Here is a 15721-nt window from a genome sequence, read left to right as displayed (position 1 = left end):
GTATAAAAAAACTTTAATTATCAGCCTCAATAAATTTAGCTTCTGCCTGAGCCTTTAAATTACCATCTTCAGCAAAAATTTCTGCCCGAGCATAATGAACATTTGCAATAGAACTTTTTTTGGAATTTTTATATTCTCCGATTATTTCTATCTTTTCTCCAATTTCTATTGCTTTTCTGTACCTTATATTTAACTCGGCAGTAAAAGCTTTGATTCCCTTAAATCCAATTACATAGGCCATTGCTTCATCCAGTAAAGTAGCTGTTAAACCACCATGAATTATCCCATTATAGCCCTGATGATTTTCTCCGGGAACAAATTCGGCTTTAACCCTATTTTTACCAATTTCTTCAAATTTCAAGGCCAGAGAAATTGGATTTTCCTCACCACAGGCAAAACACATTTGATCATCGACTTCCGGCATTAAATCACTACCCTTCTATCAAAAAACCCTCCCAGCAGCATTAACTACAAGGAGGGTGATTAATCCTTTACTACTATATTAATTTTACATGAATAAAGGAGCAAATACAAGTGAAACAATAGTCATCAATTTGATTAAGATGTTTAAGGATGGACCAGAGGTATCCTTAAATGGATCTCCTACTGTATCACCGACAACAGAAGCAGAATGTGTTTCTGTTCCTTTACCACCAAATGCTCCTGATTCAATATATTTTTTAGCATTATCCCAGGCTCCACCGGCATTAGCCATCATAATCGCTAAGAGCACACCGGAAGAAAGGGCTCCACCTAAAAGACCACCCAGTGCCTGCACATCCCAGAGTCCAACTACTACTGGCACAACTACAGCTAAAAGTCCTGGTAAAATCATTTCTTTTAGAGCAGCTGTTGTACTGATATCAACACATTTTCTGTGGTCAGGTTTTTGAGTACCTTCCATAATACCTGGCATTTCTTTAAACTGTCTTCTTACCTCTTCGATCATTTCTCCTGCGGCCTTACCTACAGCCTCCATTGTAATTGCGGAGAATAGGAAAGGAAGCATAGCTCCTAAGAAAAGTCCAATAATAACCTGTGGATTGGTCAGCGAAATAGACTCTAAACCAACTGCCTGTGAGAAAGCTGCAAATAATGATAAAGCTGTTAAAGCAGCTGAACCAATTGCAAAACCCTTACCCATAGCAGCTGTTGTATTACCAACAGAGTCTAATTTATCAGTAATATCTCTAACTGAAGAATCCAGCTCTGCCATTTCGGCAATTCCACCGGCATTATCAGCAATAGGTCCATAAGCGTCAACTGAAAGTGTAATACCTGTTGTAGAAAGCATACCAACTGCAGCCATTGCAATACCATAAAGACCGGCAAAATTATAAGCTAAATAAATAGCAGCTGCAATAACTAAAATTGGAAGGGCTGTACTTCTCATACCAACAGATAAACCACTGATTATGTTAGTTGCGGTACCAGTCTGTGACTGACGGGCAATATGTTTAACAGGCCCATAATGCTCAGAAGTATAGTATTCAGTAATTCTACCAATTAGTGTTCCAGCAACTAAGCCGGCAATAATTGCTACAAAAATACCAATTTCTCCAGTTAAAGAAGTTACTAAAAAGTAAGCTCCAATAATTGTAATTCCAGCAGCACTTAAAGTCCCTCTTTCTAAAGCTTTGGCAGGATTTCCGCCTTCTTTAGCTCTTACAAAGCGGGTACCAATAATAGAAGCAATAATTCCTAAGGCTGCAATTAACATCGGCAGTAAAACATGATCTACACTTAAAGCAGCTCCTAAAGTCATAGCAGCTACAATTGATCCAACATATGATTCGAATAAATCTGCTCCCATTCCTGCCACATCACCAACATTATCACCAACATTATCAGCAATAACAGCAGGGTTCCGGGGATCATCTTCTGGAATCCCAGCTTCTACTTTACCCACTAAATCAGCACCAACATCAGCAGCTTTGGTATAAATACCGCCACCAACACGGGCAAATAAAGCAATAGAACTGGCGCCAAAAGCAAAACCTCTAATAAACTCTACATTATGAGAAAAGAACATATATAAAATTCCAAGTCCTAAGGTTCCTAAACCTACAACAGACATCCCCATGACAGTTCCACCAGAAAATGCAACTTTTAGAGCAGCATTTAAGCCTGTTCTAGCAGCATGTGTTGTTCTGGCATTGGACTGAGTTGCAATCTGCATTCCTATAAACCCAGCTAAAGCAGAGAAAAATGCACCCAGGATAAATGATACTGCATACTGCCAGCCTAGACTGGGTACAACAGCCATTATTACAGCTACAACTGCAACAAATACTGAAAGCATCTTATACTCACGACCTAAAAATGCCATTGCCCCCTCATTGATTGCATCTGATAGCTCGGCCATTCTCTCTGTTCCCATACTTTCTTTTTTAACTTTTCCAGCAAGAATAAAAGCAAAAATTAAAGCTATTATTCCCGCTAAAGGTGTATAAAAATTCATGCACCAACCTCCTTATTAATTAATATTTTATTTTTATTTGCTAATCTTTAGCATCTTATCTGGTATTAATTGCATTCAAAACTATAAAATTTTACCTAGCTTAATATTAGATGATTTATAAAATACTCAATCTCCTGTTTTGTAATTAACAAATCATTATTTAATTATGAAACTTAAAATATAGCTAAAATTAGAGAGTTAATCATAAATAATACTGCTGCAACAGTTGTTGCCTTACTAATTTTATCTTCCATCTTCTTTCCTGACTTACCAAAAAAAGTTGTGGCACCACCGTCAATCGCTCCAGATAGACCGGCACTTTTACCAGACTGAAGTAGAACTCCAACAATTACTGCAATCGCTATAATAAAATGTAAAACCTTAAGTACAAACATCTAAATCTCACCTCCAGTAAGTTAAGTAAAATAATACTAGATATCCATAATTCAACACAGTTTTAATTTTAACATATTAAAGACAAAAAAACAATAACTTAGAAGATAAAAAGACTTTTTAAAAACTCGGAAAACAGTTTCCTTATCTAAGACTATAAAAGACCAGGCAGAGAAAAATCTCTACCCAGTCTCATAGTTACTATCTTTTAGATTTAAAAAATTTTACTTAAGGTTAAAGAATGCTTCTTTACCTGCATACTGAGCTGCATCGCCTAAGCTTTCTTCAATTCTTAGCAGCTGATTATACTTAGCAACTCTTTCGGAACGGGCAGGAGCACCAGTTTTAATCTGGCCAGTATTCATTGCTACAACAAGATCAGCAATTGTTACATCTTCTGTTTCACCGGAACGGTGTGATACTACAGAAGTAAACCCTGCTCTTGTAGCCATCTTAATAGTATCTAAAGTCTCAGTTAAGGAACCAATCTGGTTAACCTTAATTAAGATTGAGTTAGCAGAATCTTCCTCAATACCTCTGCTTAATCTTTCTACATTAGTAACAAAGAGGTCATCTCCAACAATCTGCAGACGATCACCTAAACGTTCTGTTAACTGAGCCCAACCTTCCCAGTCATCTTCGTCAAGACCATCTTCAAGTGAAATAATTGGATACTTATCAATTAACTCTGCATAAAAATCTACCATTTCTGCAGAAGTCTTTTTGACACCTTCTCCAGCCAGGTCATACTTACCATCTTTATAAATTTCAGATGCTGCTGCATCAATAGCTAGATAGAAATCTTCACCAGCTTCATAACCTGCAGCTTCAATAGCTTCTACAATTACCTGGAGAGCTTCTTCGTTGGATCCTAAATCAGGTGCAAATCCACCTTCATCACCAACACCTGTACCCAGATTTTTTTCCTGCAGTACTTTCTTTAAGTTATGATATACTTCTGCACCCATCTGCAGAGCTTCACGGAAGCTTACTGCACCAACAGGCATAATCATAAATTCCTGTAGATCTACATTATTATCAGCATGTTCTCCACCATTTAAAATATTCATCATTGGTACTGGAAGAGTTTTAGCATTCATGCCGCCAATATAATTATACAGCTGAGTTCCAGTAGCATTAGCTGCTGCTTTAGCAACTGCCATTGAAACACCTAAAATAGCATTAGCACCTAATTTACCTTTGTTTTCAGTTCCATCTAATTCGCGCATTAAGTTGTCAATGTCAACCTGATCTCTGACATCCAAACCTAATAATTCAGGTGCAATTACTTCATTTACGTTTTCAATTGCATCTAAAACACCTTTACCCATGTAACGATCTCCACCATCTCTTAATTCTACAGCTTCGTATTCTCCAGTTGAAGCTCCAGATGGAACAGCTGCTCTGCCAAATGTTCCATCTTCGAGTACTACCTCTACCTCTACAGTTGGGTTACCACGTGAATCTAAAATTTCGCGAGCATATACTTCTACAATTGTTGTACTTAACATCATTAATTGACCTCCTTATAATTTTACAGTGAAACTATTTTTAAGTTATATTTCTGCAGGACAGCAAAAACTGCTCCTGCTTATTAATTGATTTAAACTGTGCTCAGATTAAGCTCTAATGATCTTTTTTAAAAGCTTAATCATTATCTATAATTAGAGATTCTCCTGTCATTTTTTCTGGTTTTTCAATTCCCAGAATTTCTAACATTGTTGGAGCTAAATCAGCTAATTTACCAGAAGCTATACCTTTATTTTTCGGTCCACCTACATAATAGAGAGGAACTATATTAGAAGTATGAGCTGTAAATGGAGAACCATCATCTTCTTTCATTTTTTCTCCATTACCGTGGTCAGCTGTAATTAAAGCCTGACCACCTTTATCTAACATAGCAGGGATTATTTTAGATAGGCATTCATCTACAGTCTCTACAGCTTCAATAGCTGCATCCATATAACCTGTATGTCCAACCATATCTATATTTGCATAGTTTAAGATAATTACATCATACTCTTCTGCTTCTATTTTTTCTAAGAGCTTATCAGTTACTTCATAAGCACTCATTTCTGGCTGCATCTCATAAGTTGCAACCTGGGGGGAAGGAATTAAGATTCTATCTTCACCCTCATTTGGCTCTTCAACTCCTCCATTAAAGAAGAAAGTAACATGAGCATATTTTTCTGTTTCAGCAATTCTAAGCTGTTTTAAACCTTCTCGACTTAGAACATCTCCCAGTCCATCTTCGATTTCTACTGGCTCAAAAGCCACCGGTAAATCGAATTCTTCATCATACTCTGTCATTGTGACATAGTATAAATCTTCAGGATGTTCTGGTTCCCGCTCAAAGCCCTCAAAACCATCAATAGTTAAGGCCTTGGTGATCTGACGGGCCCTATCAGCTCTAAAGTTGAAGAAAATTACAGAATCATGGTCATTCATTGGACCTACAGGCTCTCCATTTTCGGTGATCACTGTTGGTACAACAAATTCGTCTTCTACATCCTCTTCATAAGAAGCTTCTACAGCTTTAATAGCATCTTCTGCTTTATTTCCTTCTCCCAGAACTAACATATCATATGATTTCTTAGTTCTTTCCCAGCGGTTATCACGATCCATTGTGTAATAACGGCCGCTGACAGTTGCAATCCTGCCGGTACCAACTCTATCCAGCTCGTCCTGCAGTTCTTTTAAATAACCTGTCCCGCTGGTAGGGGGAGTATCTCTACCATCTAAGATTGGATGGATATATACTTTTTCCAGATCTGCACGGTCAGCCATCTCGATTAAACCAAAAAGATGTTTGATATGGCTGTGGACACCACCATCAGATAGAAGTCCGATTAAGTGCAGAGCACCATCATTTTCTTTAGCATGGTCTACTGCTTTTTTAAGTGCCTCATTGTCCAGCAGATGTTTTTCTTCAACAGCCTTATTAATTCTTGTAAAATCCTGATAAACTATGCGGCCGGCACCAATATTTAAGTGTCCAACCTCAGAGTTACCCATCTGACCTTCCGGGAGACCAACAGCCTCACCTGAAGGTTTCAAAATTGAATGTGGATATTCTTTATTTAATTTGTCCAGAAAAGGAGTATCTGCCTGATAGACAGCATTTCCTTCTGCATTTTCATTTATTCCCAGCCCATCTGCAATAATCAGGGCCAGTGGTTTAGGTCTTGCCATAATAATCCTCCTTATAGACTTACTTATTTACTTATAGATCTCGGCAGTTTTTAAAATAATTTCAGAAAAAGAGTCTGCTTCTAAGCTGGCTCCACCAACTAAAGCACCATCGATTTCTGACTGAGCCATAATTTCTTCTACATTATGGGGTTTAACACTACCACCATACTGAATTCTAATCTTATCAGCAGCTTCAGGGTATTCTTTTCTAATATTATCTCTAATAATTCCAATTACCCGATTAGCTTCTTCAGCCGAAGCAGTCTCACCTGTACCAATTGCCCAGATAGGTTCATAAGCAATTACTACATCTTCAGCTTCTTCTTCGCTTAATCCTGCCAGAGCAGAATCAACCTGAAAATTAACTTTTGCTTCTATTTGATCAGCTTTTCTTTCTTCTAAAGTTTCTCCAACACAGACAATTGGCTTTACACCATGTTCCAGGGCAGATAAAACTTTTTTGTTTACCTCATAATCACTTTCACCAAAAATTTCTCTTCTTTCTGAGTGACCCACAATAGTATATTCAATACCACTATCAGCCAGCATCTTAGCAGAAATTTCACCGGTATAAGCACCGGAATCTTTCCAGTAAATATTTTCAGCACCTGTTACAATATCACTACCCTGAGCAGCCTCTTTAACTGTTGTTAAACAGAGAGCTGTTGGACAGATTCCCATTTCAACATTATCTACATTTGCAACTTTAGATTTTAAAGCAGTAATCATTGCTTCTGCTTCTTTAACATTTTTATTCATTTTCCAGTTTCCACATATAAATGGTTTACGCATTAATATTCCTCCTCAAATTTTGCCTGAACAGCAAAAATTTAGATTCGAATTTATTCAAAATTAATTAAATAGTTCCTTGATTTAAATTTATTCAGTATCGTCAAGTGCAGCTACACCAGGAAGTTCTTTACCTTCAAAGAACATTAGAGAAGCTCCACCACCGGTAGAAATGTGGCTCATCTTATCAGCTACACCAGCTTCGTTAATTGCAGCCGCGGAATCTCCACCACCGATTACGGAATGTGCATCTGATTCAGCTAAAGCCTTAGCTAATTCAACAGTACCCTTAGCAAATTTCTCCATTTCGAATACTCCTAATGGTCCATTCCAGATAACTGTTTTAGCATTTTTAATAATTTCTTTATATTTTTCTAAGCTCTGAGGACCGCCACAATCTAAAATCTGCCAGCCAGCAGGAACATCTTTAACGGAAACTGTTTTTGTATTTGCATCATTGGAGAAATCATCAGCAATTACAACATCGATCGGAAGCACAATTTCTACTCCCTTTGCTTCTGCTTCTTCCATTAATTCTTTAGCCAGATCAACCTTATCAGCTTCTACAAGAGAATCCCCGACTTCATAACCTTTTGCCAGCAGGAAGGTATTTGCAATTCCACCGGCAACGATTAATTTGTCTACTTTAGTGATTAAGTTTTTAATTACATCAATTTTATCAGAAACCTTGGCTCCACCCATGATAGCCACAAAAGGACTTTCTGGATTTTCCATTACTTCACCAAGTGCATTTAATTCTCTCTGCATTAAGAAACCTGCAGCAGCCGGTAAATATTCTGTTACACCAACTGTAGTTGCATGAGCTCTGTGAGCGGCACCAAAAGCATCATTTACATAAAGATCAGCAAGTGATGCTAATTCTTTTGCAAATTCAGGGTCATTTTGCTTTTCTCCAGCGTGGAAGCGGCTGTTTTCTAATAACATTACCTCGCCATTTTCCAAACTGTTAACAGCTTTTTTAACTTCTTTGCCGATACAGTCATCAGCTTTTTTAACTTCTTTGTTTAATAAATTAGCCAGTGCTTTCGCAACCGGATCCATTCTTAAGTCATCTTTAGCTTCTCCACCTGGACGTCCAAGGTGAGAAATAAGTAATACTTTTGCATCTTCTTTAATTAAGTATTCAATTGTTGGGAGAGCAGCTCTAATTCTTGTCTTATCACCAACAACACCTTCTTTTAGAGGAACATTAAAGTCAACTCTAACTAAGACTTTCTTTCCTTTAAAGTCCATATCTTTAAGTGTTTTTTTCATTTTTTATACCTCCGTTATTAATTAGCTATTACTAATTTTTTGAAAATAAGCTTAAAGTTAAATATCTATATCTAAAAATAGGGCAAAAAAATTTATTGAGAAAATTTCAGGGCAGGTAAATTAGTCTGCCCCACCCTGAAATAATTTTATATTTAAATTACAGCTTTAATGTTAAGTCTACAACTCTATTTGTGTAACTTAACTCATTGTCATACCAGGAGATAACTTTAACCATGTTGCCATTAACAACCATAGTAGACTGGGCGTCAATCTTAGAAGATTCGAATTGTCCCATAATATCTCTGGAAACTAATTCTTCTTCAGTATAACCTAATACACCTTTCATTTCACCTTCCGCTTTTTCTTTAAACATTGCATTTACTTCTTCAACTGTTACATCTTTTTCTAGAGTAAATACTCCGTCTACACAGGAACCATTAGGTACTGGAACTCTAATTGCCATTCCATCAATCTTACCATCTAGCTCAGGCAGTACTTTTGTTGTTGCAATAGCAGCACCAGTAGTTGTAGGAATAATATTTTCAGCAGCTGTTCTACCTCTTCTTGTTTTTCCTGCTGGCATATCTAAGATAGCCTGACTTGTAGTATAACCGTGAACAGTAGTGATTAGACCTTTTTCAATTCCAAACTCGTCATTTAAAGCCTTAGCTAAAGGTGCCAGACAATTTGTTGTACAGGAAGCATTAGATACGATTAAGTCATCATCACTTAGATCGTCATCATTAACACCAAGTACAATAGTGTTATCAATTTCATCTTTAGCAGGTACTGTTAAAATAACTTTTTTCGCACCAGCTTCAATATGATTCATTAACTGGGCCTTTTTACGGAATACACCAGTGGACTCGATTACAACATCAATGTTGTTTTCTCCCCATGGTAATTCTTTAGGGTCTTTAATTGCAGAAACCTTAATTTTCTTGCCATTAACTACTAAATCACCATCTTTAACTTCTACTGTACCATCAAAACGGCCGTGTACAGAATCATACTTAAGTAAGTAAGCTAAGTTTTCAACATCTACTAAATCGTTAATTGCAACGATTTCAATTTCCTCTGTATCTCTTCCTTCTACCAGTCGTAGATATCCTCTACCAATTCTTCCAAAACCATTAATTGCTACTCTTTTCATTATTAATTCCTCCTTATAATTGGTGAATCATTTACAAATATAAATTTTAATTTATTAAACAAAGACTTAAAAAAGTTTGAAAGTTTATAACCTGCTGATTTCAGTTTGCCAGCCTGTCTTCAGCCTCACCTCCTTTAAAAGAGATAATTTTTCGGGCCGTAATTTCATCAGTAATTAAAATATCCTGGTATTTAGGAGAAACTGCAGAAATTATTGCCTCCGCTTTATTTTCTCCGCCTGCAACCACAATCACTTTATTAATTGTCTGCAGATCATCCAGATTTAAACCAACACTTGTCGTTGAATAAATTATCTCACCCTGAGAGTTGAAATAAAAACCAAAGGCTTCACCAACTGCTCCTGCATTAATGAGATCCTTTATCTCCTTTTCATCCATTCCCCGGCGTCCCGCCATATCTTCAGCAGTTCCGACTCCGTGAATTAAAATGTTGGCTCTTTTTAAAATTTCTAAAGTTCTCTTGATTGTCGGTTCTTTAGTTATGTGATAAATATTTTCTTCAGCCATATTGTCCGGAATATGTAGCAGATGATAGCTGCCCCCAAGTTTTTTAGCAATCTTGGCAGCAATTGTATTGGCCTGAATTTCGACATCCTCACTCAGACCCCCTCTACCAGGAACCACCGTTACATCTCTAGATTCTGCACTGTAGCTCATCTCAGATGCCACCTGGGCCAGAGTCGTCCCTCCTGTTACAGCAAGTATATCCCCATTTTTAATCTCCTGCTGTAAAAGCTGTGAGGCCATACGTCCAATTTCTGCTTTCAAATCTCCGGCTGGAACAGCCCCATTCACCAGTTTTACCTTTTCTATCCCCAGAATATTCTCCAGTCTTTTTTCTAAATGACTGATATCTCTTAATTCCTTTATGTACTCATCTAATTCTATCAGAAATTCCTCTCCAATTCTAGTTATTTGAGTACCTGCAGGAGTAATAGTTATCAAAGCATTTTTTTCAAAAAACTCCAGGTCATTGCGGATGGTTCTTTCGCTGAGACCTAAGATTTTGGCCAGGGCTCTTCTGCCAATTGGCTGATTATAATAAATACCGCGTAAAATATTGTATCTTTGCTGGGCTGTCTTAACAATTTCCGGTACAATTTTTTGCTGAATTTTAAACAGTTTATTCATGTTTAACCTCCGAGCTGGAACGTTTTTGTCCAAATGGAACAAAATTGTCCCGATACAGCCAAAAACTAAGCTGATCTTTAAATCAGCAGCAAGTTTTGATATTGTTTTTTCAACTTCCAGTTAATATTATATCATCTTTTAAAATAATTTCAAGTTAAATCTTGAGCAATTTTTTTAATTCTTCGCAAACGGTGATTGACCCCGGATTTGCTGAGGTCCAGAATTTCTCCCAATTCCTTTAAGGAAGCATACGGATTAGCTCTGCGGAGTTCAGCTATTTCCTGCAGTCCGGGACTTAATGTTTCCAGTCCTTCTTTTCTTTCTATAATATCAATATATTCCAGCTGGTCCATAGCTGCTGAAACTGATTTTTCCAGATTTGCTGTCTCAAAATTCACCCGGCGGTTAACATCATTTTTCAACTCTTTGACAATATGATCATTTTCCATTTTAAGCATTGCCTGATGGGCTCCAATTATATTTAAAACCTTTACTACTTCAGCATAGCTCTTAAAATAAATTACCTGATAACCTTTATGCTCGGTTTGATGTGCTTCTAAGTCGAATTTAGCCAGTAAAACTTTTAAGTCTTCTGCCACACTCTCCCTTTCACAGCGGAATTCTAAATGATATTCGCTCTGAGGACTGTTAACCGAGCCTCCTCCTAAAAATAAGCCTCGTAAATATGCCTGAGATAATTTGCGGGAATCTAAATATTCTTCTTTAATATGAAAAACCAGATTATTAGCCGGAGTTAAAAACCCGAGTTCCAGCAAAAATTCTCTCACACCTGGCTGAGGTGTTACGATAATATCATAGCTGTGGCTTAAATTAAATCTTCTATCCTGTCTGACCCTGATCTCAATACTAAAGCCAAAACGCTCTTTAATTAAGGAATAAATTCTGCGGGCCAGATTCCCATGATAAAGTGTGACCTTAACAGCCAGATGTTTGTTTGAAATCTGGATTGAACCATCTATTCTAATTAAGGCTGAAAGTTCAGCCAGCTGTTCCTGATAATCAAACTTATCTTTATGGGTTAATTCTTCTTTGACCTGATCAGTAAAAGACATTTATATCACCTTTAAAATCTATAATTGTTGTTTGAACTAAATGATTACTTTAAATTTTTAATCTATTTTAGTTGTATTTTTTATTCAAATCATATATTAGATCTGCCAGTGCCTGGGGATCATGTCGCAAATAACTGTCTTTTTTTAAGAGATCTGCTTCAATAATTTTAACACCCAGCTCCTCTAAGCGCTGATGATCTATTTGAACCGAATAAGCCCCTTCAGCCTCATATTTCTGGCGTAGTTCTGCAGTTCCCTGACGATTATTAACGATCATGTAATCAAAAACTCCGCTGCCGCAGTGGTCTATTATTGCCTGAGCATGATCAGCGGCAGTATAACCATCTGTTTCTCCTGGCTGGGTCATAACATTACAAATATATAATTTCAGAGCCTCACTTTTTTTGATTTCTGCTGCAATCCCTTTTACCAGCAAATTTGGTAAAATACTGGTATAAAGGCTTCCAGGACCAATAATAATCACATCTGCTTTTTTTATAGATTCTCTTACTTCAGGAGTAGTACTCGCATTTTCTGGATATAAAAAGACTCTATTAATCTCCTTATTATAAACTGGAATAGCAGATTCTCCTATTCTTTCTTCCTGGTCATGGTAAATTGCTCCCAGCTTGATATCTTCATTAGTAGCTGGTAAAACCTTACCCCTGATTGCCAGAACTTTGCTGGAGGCTCTAACAGCTTCTTCAAAATCACCCAGCACTTCAGTCATTGCTGCAATATATAAATTACCAAAGCTGTGACCTTCAAGCCCCCCTTCTGATTCAAAGCGGTGCTGAAATAATTTTTCCATTAACGGTTCTCTGTCAGCAAGAGCTACCAGACAGTTTCTAATATCACCAGGTGGTAAGATACCCATTTCATCTCTCAGGCGTCCCGAACTACCACCATCATCTGCTACCGTGACGACTGCTGTCAGATTATCACTATTTGTTTTAAGGCCGCGCAAAAGATTAGAAAGACCTGTTCCACCACCAAAAGCAACTATTTCTGGGCCTCGATTAGATCTTCTTTTTTCATATAATAAATCCAGTATTTCTCCATTTGGCGTAATATGGGTATTAAATTCTGATCTGATCTTAATTAATGAATAATAAGTTAAAGCAATACCACTTAAAATCATTATCACTGCAGTAAATTTGAGAATAAATCCTGCCTGATTTCCAAAAATATTACTTAAAATAACTAATAAATTTTTAGCTACATAAACACTCAAATCAAAACCAAACAAAGGGGTAATTCCCAGACTAATTAATATAAAGGCAAATATTATTACCAAAAACCATCTTTTAACACCTAAACCTGGAAAAAACCATTTTGGCAGGTTCATAATTACACTTCCTTTTAATAATTGCTTTTTAATGCTCAAATAAAACTTTTATTTTTCGATATCTCGATGTTCTAGATTAATATTAAATTCTTTGTCTGCTAAAAATTCTGCCAGCTTATTGACTGTGGTAACTGAACGGTGCTTACCACCAGTACAGCCAATGGCAACAGATAGATGACTTTTACCTTCTTTTTTATATTCCGGCAGTAAGAAATCTATTAAATCAAAAAACTTTTTATAAAATTTATCAGTTATCGGCCATTTTAAGACATAATCCTGAACTACCTGATCATTACCTGTTTTTTCTCTTAAAGATTCTACATAATAAGGGTTAGGTAAAAAGCGGACATCCATTACCAGATCTGCATCTCTGGGAATACCATACTTAAAACCAAAGGAAATTAAACTTAAATGCAGTAAATTCTTATCCGCTTCCGCTAAAAATAATTGATTCAGTTCTTCCTGCAGTTCTGAAATTTTTAATTCTCCAGTATCAATTATTTTAGTGGCCCTTCCCCGCAGTTCTTCTAACAATTTTCTTTCTCGCTCAATGGCATCCAGAATTCTACCTTCTTCATCAAGTGGATGGCGCCTTCTACTCTCCTTATACCTTCTGATTAAAACTTCATCTGAAGCTTCCAGAAAAAGAATATTATAATTTAAGTTCATTTTTTCTATTTTTTCCAGTTCCGCAAAAAGTTCATTAAAAAACTCTCGTCCCCTAATATCACTGACAAGAGCAATTTTATCTAAATCTGACTGCAGACATAATTCTGCAAACTTTGAAATTAAAGCTGGCGGTAAATTATCTACACAAAAATAACCTCTATCTTCAAAATAATTTAAGGCCAGAGACTTTCCTGCTCCTGACATGCCCGTAATAAGTAAAAAATCCATCTGGAATTATTCTCCTTCCTAAAACAAAAACTATATTCTTGAATTTATTATTGATATTGATCTATATGATCCAGAAAGTATTTTTCCGGAGCCCGCATTATATTTAAAAAAGTTAATTTAGAAGTTTTGACCGGTTTATTCCCGTAAAATACATCAGAATTGTTTTTTAGCTTATCCATGGTTGCCAGGCCCAGAGCATTATTAACAGCAAAAAACTTTTTATAGCCTTTAAGTTCAGCCGGCAGCGCCTGATAATATTTTTTTAAAGCTGGGATGTGAGTTTTTAAATCTGCCAGCATCTGCTCTAAAGCAGCAAGCGCCTGTTCTTCAGATTGGGAATCAGCAAGTTCTTTTTCAGTAATTCCTAGATCTTTTAAAGGCCAGAAATGCTTATCTCTACTCTCTAAATCTTCTCTGATATCTCTAATCAAATTAACTTTCTGCAGAAACAGACCTGCCTGGTTAAAATTATTCATTAATATTTTTTCATTCTGAGCCTCAATTTCAAATTTATAAATAATAGTTTCAGTCAAAAATCCTCCGACTGTACCAGCAACATAATAACAGTATTCATCCAGTTCTGCAAATGTTTCTACTTCTCTGCTTAAATATTTCTGCATTCCCTGATTCATTTCCTGCAGCCATTTATGAGAAATCTCCTGAATTTCAGGAACAAAACTCTGATAACTCCTGTAGATCAAATCAATATTTTCATTTAATTCCCGCAGTGAATCTTTTTCTATTAAACTGCTCTTTTCTTTAATAATTGCAAAATCAGAACTGCGATCATATTCTGCTGGAGAAAATATTCTGCTGACTCGATCCATCATTTCCTGCTGTAGTTTAAGATCAGGTGGATGAATTTCATCCTCAAAATTATCTAAAATTCTATCCTGGAGATAAGCCAGAAGGACTTCATCTTTGATCTGGTCATCGAGCATAGGAATTGTCAGAGCGAAACTGCGGGATACTTTTTTTAATATCTCTCTGGCGTATTTCATTGGCTCTGCTGTCATTATCTCACCTCTTTAAAAGTTCAAAGTTATTTATGGTACTTAAATTTATAAATCACAAAAATTAAAAATAGTATGTAAAGAAAAAGTATTGATAAAGAAATTTTATTTAAAGGCTGCAGCTTATCTACCAGAGTTGGCTCTCTGACCGGCAGCTCACTCTCAACTTTTAGATACGGCAGTTCTGGTAATTGACCACTTAATACTTCTTTTTGACTTTGACCTCCAGGAACTAAAAGATCAAGAAGTCTGGGAGATTTTGAATCCAAAATCTCATTTTCCGAATATACCTGCCAGTAGCTTTTAGTTCTGGATAGAGAACGAAAATGATCATAACCAAAAGGATCAAAACTGCCCACCATGACAACAATTCTACTCTTTTCCAGCGAATCAATCTCACTTTTAGGTATTTTTAAAAATAGATCATTATCTTTTCGACTTAAACTAAGATTTCCATTTGAATCCGGATCACTAAGTGATAACTCATTAATATTCATTAAATTTTCTTTTTCACTATTCGGATTAAATACTCTAACCCACCAGCCGCTTATTTTTATGAATTTATTCCAGTTGAAATTTTCTTTAAAGCTGACATTTGCTCCCTCATGAAATATTTGATTACTACCCCCACTTTGATGATCAATATACATTTCTATTAAAGGTAATGAAAATCCAAATTCAGCTCCCCAGGGATCAGTTAAATTTGAAAAAGAAAAACGAATCTTATATTCATTTTCTCCTTCAAAAATAGTCATCGCCTTCAAATCAAATAAATGACCTTTATTCTGGAAGATATGATTCTGAGGATATTCATAATCTCCAGGACCATAATCATCACCAATTCCATCAAGGTGATTAAAAATCACTTTATAATTTTCTGCACTAACTGCTGCAGGCAAAATGAAAAGACAGATAATAAACAGGATTATTAATTTTTGCCTTTTATTTTTTATTTTTTTAAAAGCCATTTTTCCACC

At 36.2% G+C, this 15721-nt stretch carries 14 protein-coding genes; all 14 read right to left on the bottom strand.

The annotated features are described in order from the left end of the window. Nucleotides 1-13 precede the first annotated feature (13 nt). The 14 genes from C7958_RS07190 to C7958_RS07125 all read right to left on the bottom strand — a co-directional run bounded on the left by C7958_RS07190 (nt 14) and on the right by C7958_RS07125 (nt 15712). A complete protein-coding gene (locus tag C7958_RS07190; protein ID WP_111571997.1) occupies nt 14-424 on the bottom strand; it encodes a PaaI family thioesterase in 411 nt (136 codons plus the stop codon). An 84-nt stretch (nt 425-508) separates the two neighbouring features. Beyond that, a complete protein-coding gene (locus tag C7958_RS07185; RefSeq protein ID WP_111571996.1) occupies nt 509-2461 on the bottom strand; it encodes a sodium-translocating pyrophosphatase in 1953 nt (650 codons plus the stop codon). Between the two features lie 173 nt (nt 2462-2634). After that, entirely contained in the window at nt 2635-2856 is a 222-nt protein-coding gene (gene secG, locus C7958_RS07180) for a preprotein translocase subunit SecG (RefSeq protein WP_111571995.1), read from the bottom strand. Nucleotides 2857-3078: 222 nt separating this feature from the next. Beyond that, nucleotides 3079-4365 (bottom strand): phosphopyruvate hydratase, encoded by a 1287-nt coding sequence (eno, locus tag C7958_RS07175; protein ID WP_111572048.1) that lies wholly within the window; start codon nt 4363-4365, stop codon nt 3079-3081. A gap of 136 nt (nt 4366-4501) precedes the next feature. Further along, nucleotides 4502-6046: a 2,3-bisphosphoglycerate-independent phosphoglycerate mutase gene (gene gpmI, locus C7958_RS07170; RefSeq protein WP_111571994.1), complete on the bottom strand. Its 1545-nt coding sequence runs from the start codon at nt 6044-6046 to the stop codon at nt 4502-4504. A gap of 27 nt (nt 6047-6073) precedes the next feature. Continuing rightward, nucleotides 6074-6838: a triose-phosphate isomerase gene (gene tpiA, locus C7958_RS07165; protein ID WP_111571993.1), complete on the bottom strand. Its 765-nt coding sequence runs from the start codon at nt 6836-6838 to the stop codon at nt 6074-6076. Nucleotides 6839-6925: 87 nt separating this feature from the next. Beyond that, nucleotides 6926-8110 (bottom strand): phosphoglycerate kinase, encoded by a 1185-nt coding sequence (locus C7958_RS07160; RefSeq protein WP_111571992.1) that lies wholly within the window; start codon nt 8108-8110, stop codon nt 6926-6928. Nucleotides 8111-8267: 157 nt separating this feature from the next. After that, the gene (gene gap, locus C7958_RS07155; protein WP_111571991.1) at nt 8268-9263 is read right to left on the bottom strand and encodes a type I glyceraldehyde-3-phosphate dehydrogenase; all 996 of its coding nucleotides are present in this window, start codon (nt 9261-9263) and stop codon (nt 8268-8270) included. Nucleotides 9264-9363: 100 nt separating this feature from the next. Further along, the gene (locus tag C7958_RS07150) at nt 9364-10413 is read right to left on the bottom strand and encodes a sugar-binding transcriptional regulator (protein WP_111571990.1); all 1050 of its coding nucleotides are present in this window, start codon (nt 10411-10413) and stop codon (nt 9364-9366) included. Between the two features lie 149 nt (nt 10414-10562). Further along, nucleotides 10563-11486 (bottom strand): DNA-binding protein WhiA, encoded by a 924-nt coding sequence (whiA, locus tag C7958_RS07145; protein ID WP_111571989.1) that lies wholly within the window; start codon nt 11484-11486, stop codon nt 10563-10565. A 67-nt stretch (nt 11487-11553) separates the two neighbouring features. Then, complete coding sequence (gene yvcK / locus C7958_RS07140; RefSeq protein WP_111571988.1) at nt 11554-12834, bottom strand: gluconeogenesis factor YvcK family protein; 1281 nt, start codon at nt 12832-12834, stop codon at nt 11554-11556. A gap of 48 nt (nt 12835-12882) precedes the next feature. Continuing rightward, entirely contained in the window at nt 12883-13731 is an 849-nt protein-coding gene (rapZ, locus tag C7958_RS07135; protein WP_111571987.1) for an RNase adapter RapZ, read from the bottom strand. A gap of 47 nt (nt 13732-13778) precedes the next feature. After that, nucleotides 13779-14747, bottom strand: coding sequence for a squalene/phytoene synthase family protein (locus C7958_RS07130; RefSeq protein ID WP_111571986.1), 969 nt, complete (start codon nt 14745-14747; stop codon nt 13779-13781). A 26-nt stretch (nt 14748-14773) separates the two neighbouring features. Further along, entirely contained in the window at nt 14774-15712 is a 939-nt protein-coding gene (locus tag C7958_RS07125; protein ID WP_111571985.1) for a glucodextranase DOMON-like domain-containing protein, read from the bottom strand. Nucleotides 15713-15721 lie beyond the last annotated feature (9 nt).

The sequence above is a fragment of the Halanaerobium saccharolyticum genome (assembly GCF_003259895.1).
Lineage (GTDB): Bacteria > Bacillota > Halanaerobiia > Halanaerobiales > Halanaerobiaceae > Halanaerobium > Halanaerobium saccharolyticum_A.
Note: the sequence above shows the minus strand (reverse complement) of the source record. Positions and strands in the feature narration are given on the sequence as shown.

Excerpts from the sequence above, each read along its gene's own strand:
- C7958_RS07190 (WP_111571997.1), bottom strand. The coding sequence starts at position 424 with ATGCCGGAAGTCGATGATCAAATGTGTTTTGCCTGTGGTGAGGAAAAT.
- C7958_RS07185 (WP_111571996.1), bottom strand. The coding sequence starts at position 2,461 with ATGAATTTTTATACACCTTTAGCGGGAATAATAGCTTTAATTTTTGCT.
- secG (WP_111571995.1), bottom strand. The coding sequence starts at position 2,856 with ATGTTTGTACTTAAGGTTTTACATTTTATTATAGCGATTGCAGTAATT.
- eno (WP_111572048.1), bottom strand. The coding sequence starts at position 4,365 with ATGTTAAGTACAACAATTGTAGAAGTATATGCTCGCGAAATTTTAGAT.
- gpmI (WP_111571994.1), bottom strand. The coding sequence starts at position 6,046 with ATGGCAAGACCTAAACCACTGGCCCTGATTATTGCAGATGGGCTGGGA.
- tpiA (WP_111571993.1), bottom strand. The coding sequence starts at position 6,838 with ATGCGTAAACCATTTATATGTGGAAACTGGAAAATGAATAAAAATGTT.
- C7958_RS07160 (WP_111571992.1), bottom strand. The coding sequence starts at position 8,110 with ATGAAAAAAACACTTAAAGATATGGACTTTAAAGGAAAGAAAGTCTTA.
- gap (WP_111571991.1), bottom strand. The coding sequence starts at position 9,263 with ATGAAAAGAGTAGCAATTAATGGTTTTGGAAGAATTGGTAGAGGATAT.
- C7958_RS07150 (WP_111571990.1), bottom strand. The coding sequence starts at position 10,413 with ATGAATAAACTGTTTAAAATTCAGCAAAAAATTGTACCGGAAATTGTT.
- whiA (WP_111571989.1), bottom strand. The coding sequence starts at position 11,486 with ATGTCTTTTACTGATCAGGTCAAAGAAGAATTAACCCATAAAGATAAG.
- yvcK (WP_111571988.1), bottom strand. The coding sequence starts at position 12,834 with ATGAACCTGCCAAAATGGTTTTTTCCAGGTTTAGGTGTTAAAAGATGG.
- rapZ (WP_111571987.1), bottom strand. The coding sequence starts at position 13,731 with ATGGATTTTTTACTTATTACGGGCATGTCAGGAGCAGGAAAGTCTCTG.
- C7958_RS07130 (WP_111571986.1), bottom strand. The coding sequence starts at position 14,747 with ATGACAGCAGAGCCAATGAAATACGCCAGAGAGATATTAAAAAAAGTA.
- C7958_RS07125 (WP_111571985.1), bottom strand. The coding sequence starts at position 15,712 with ATGGCTTTTAAAAAAATAAAAAATAAAAGGCAAAAATTAATAATCCTG.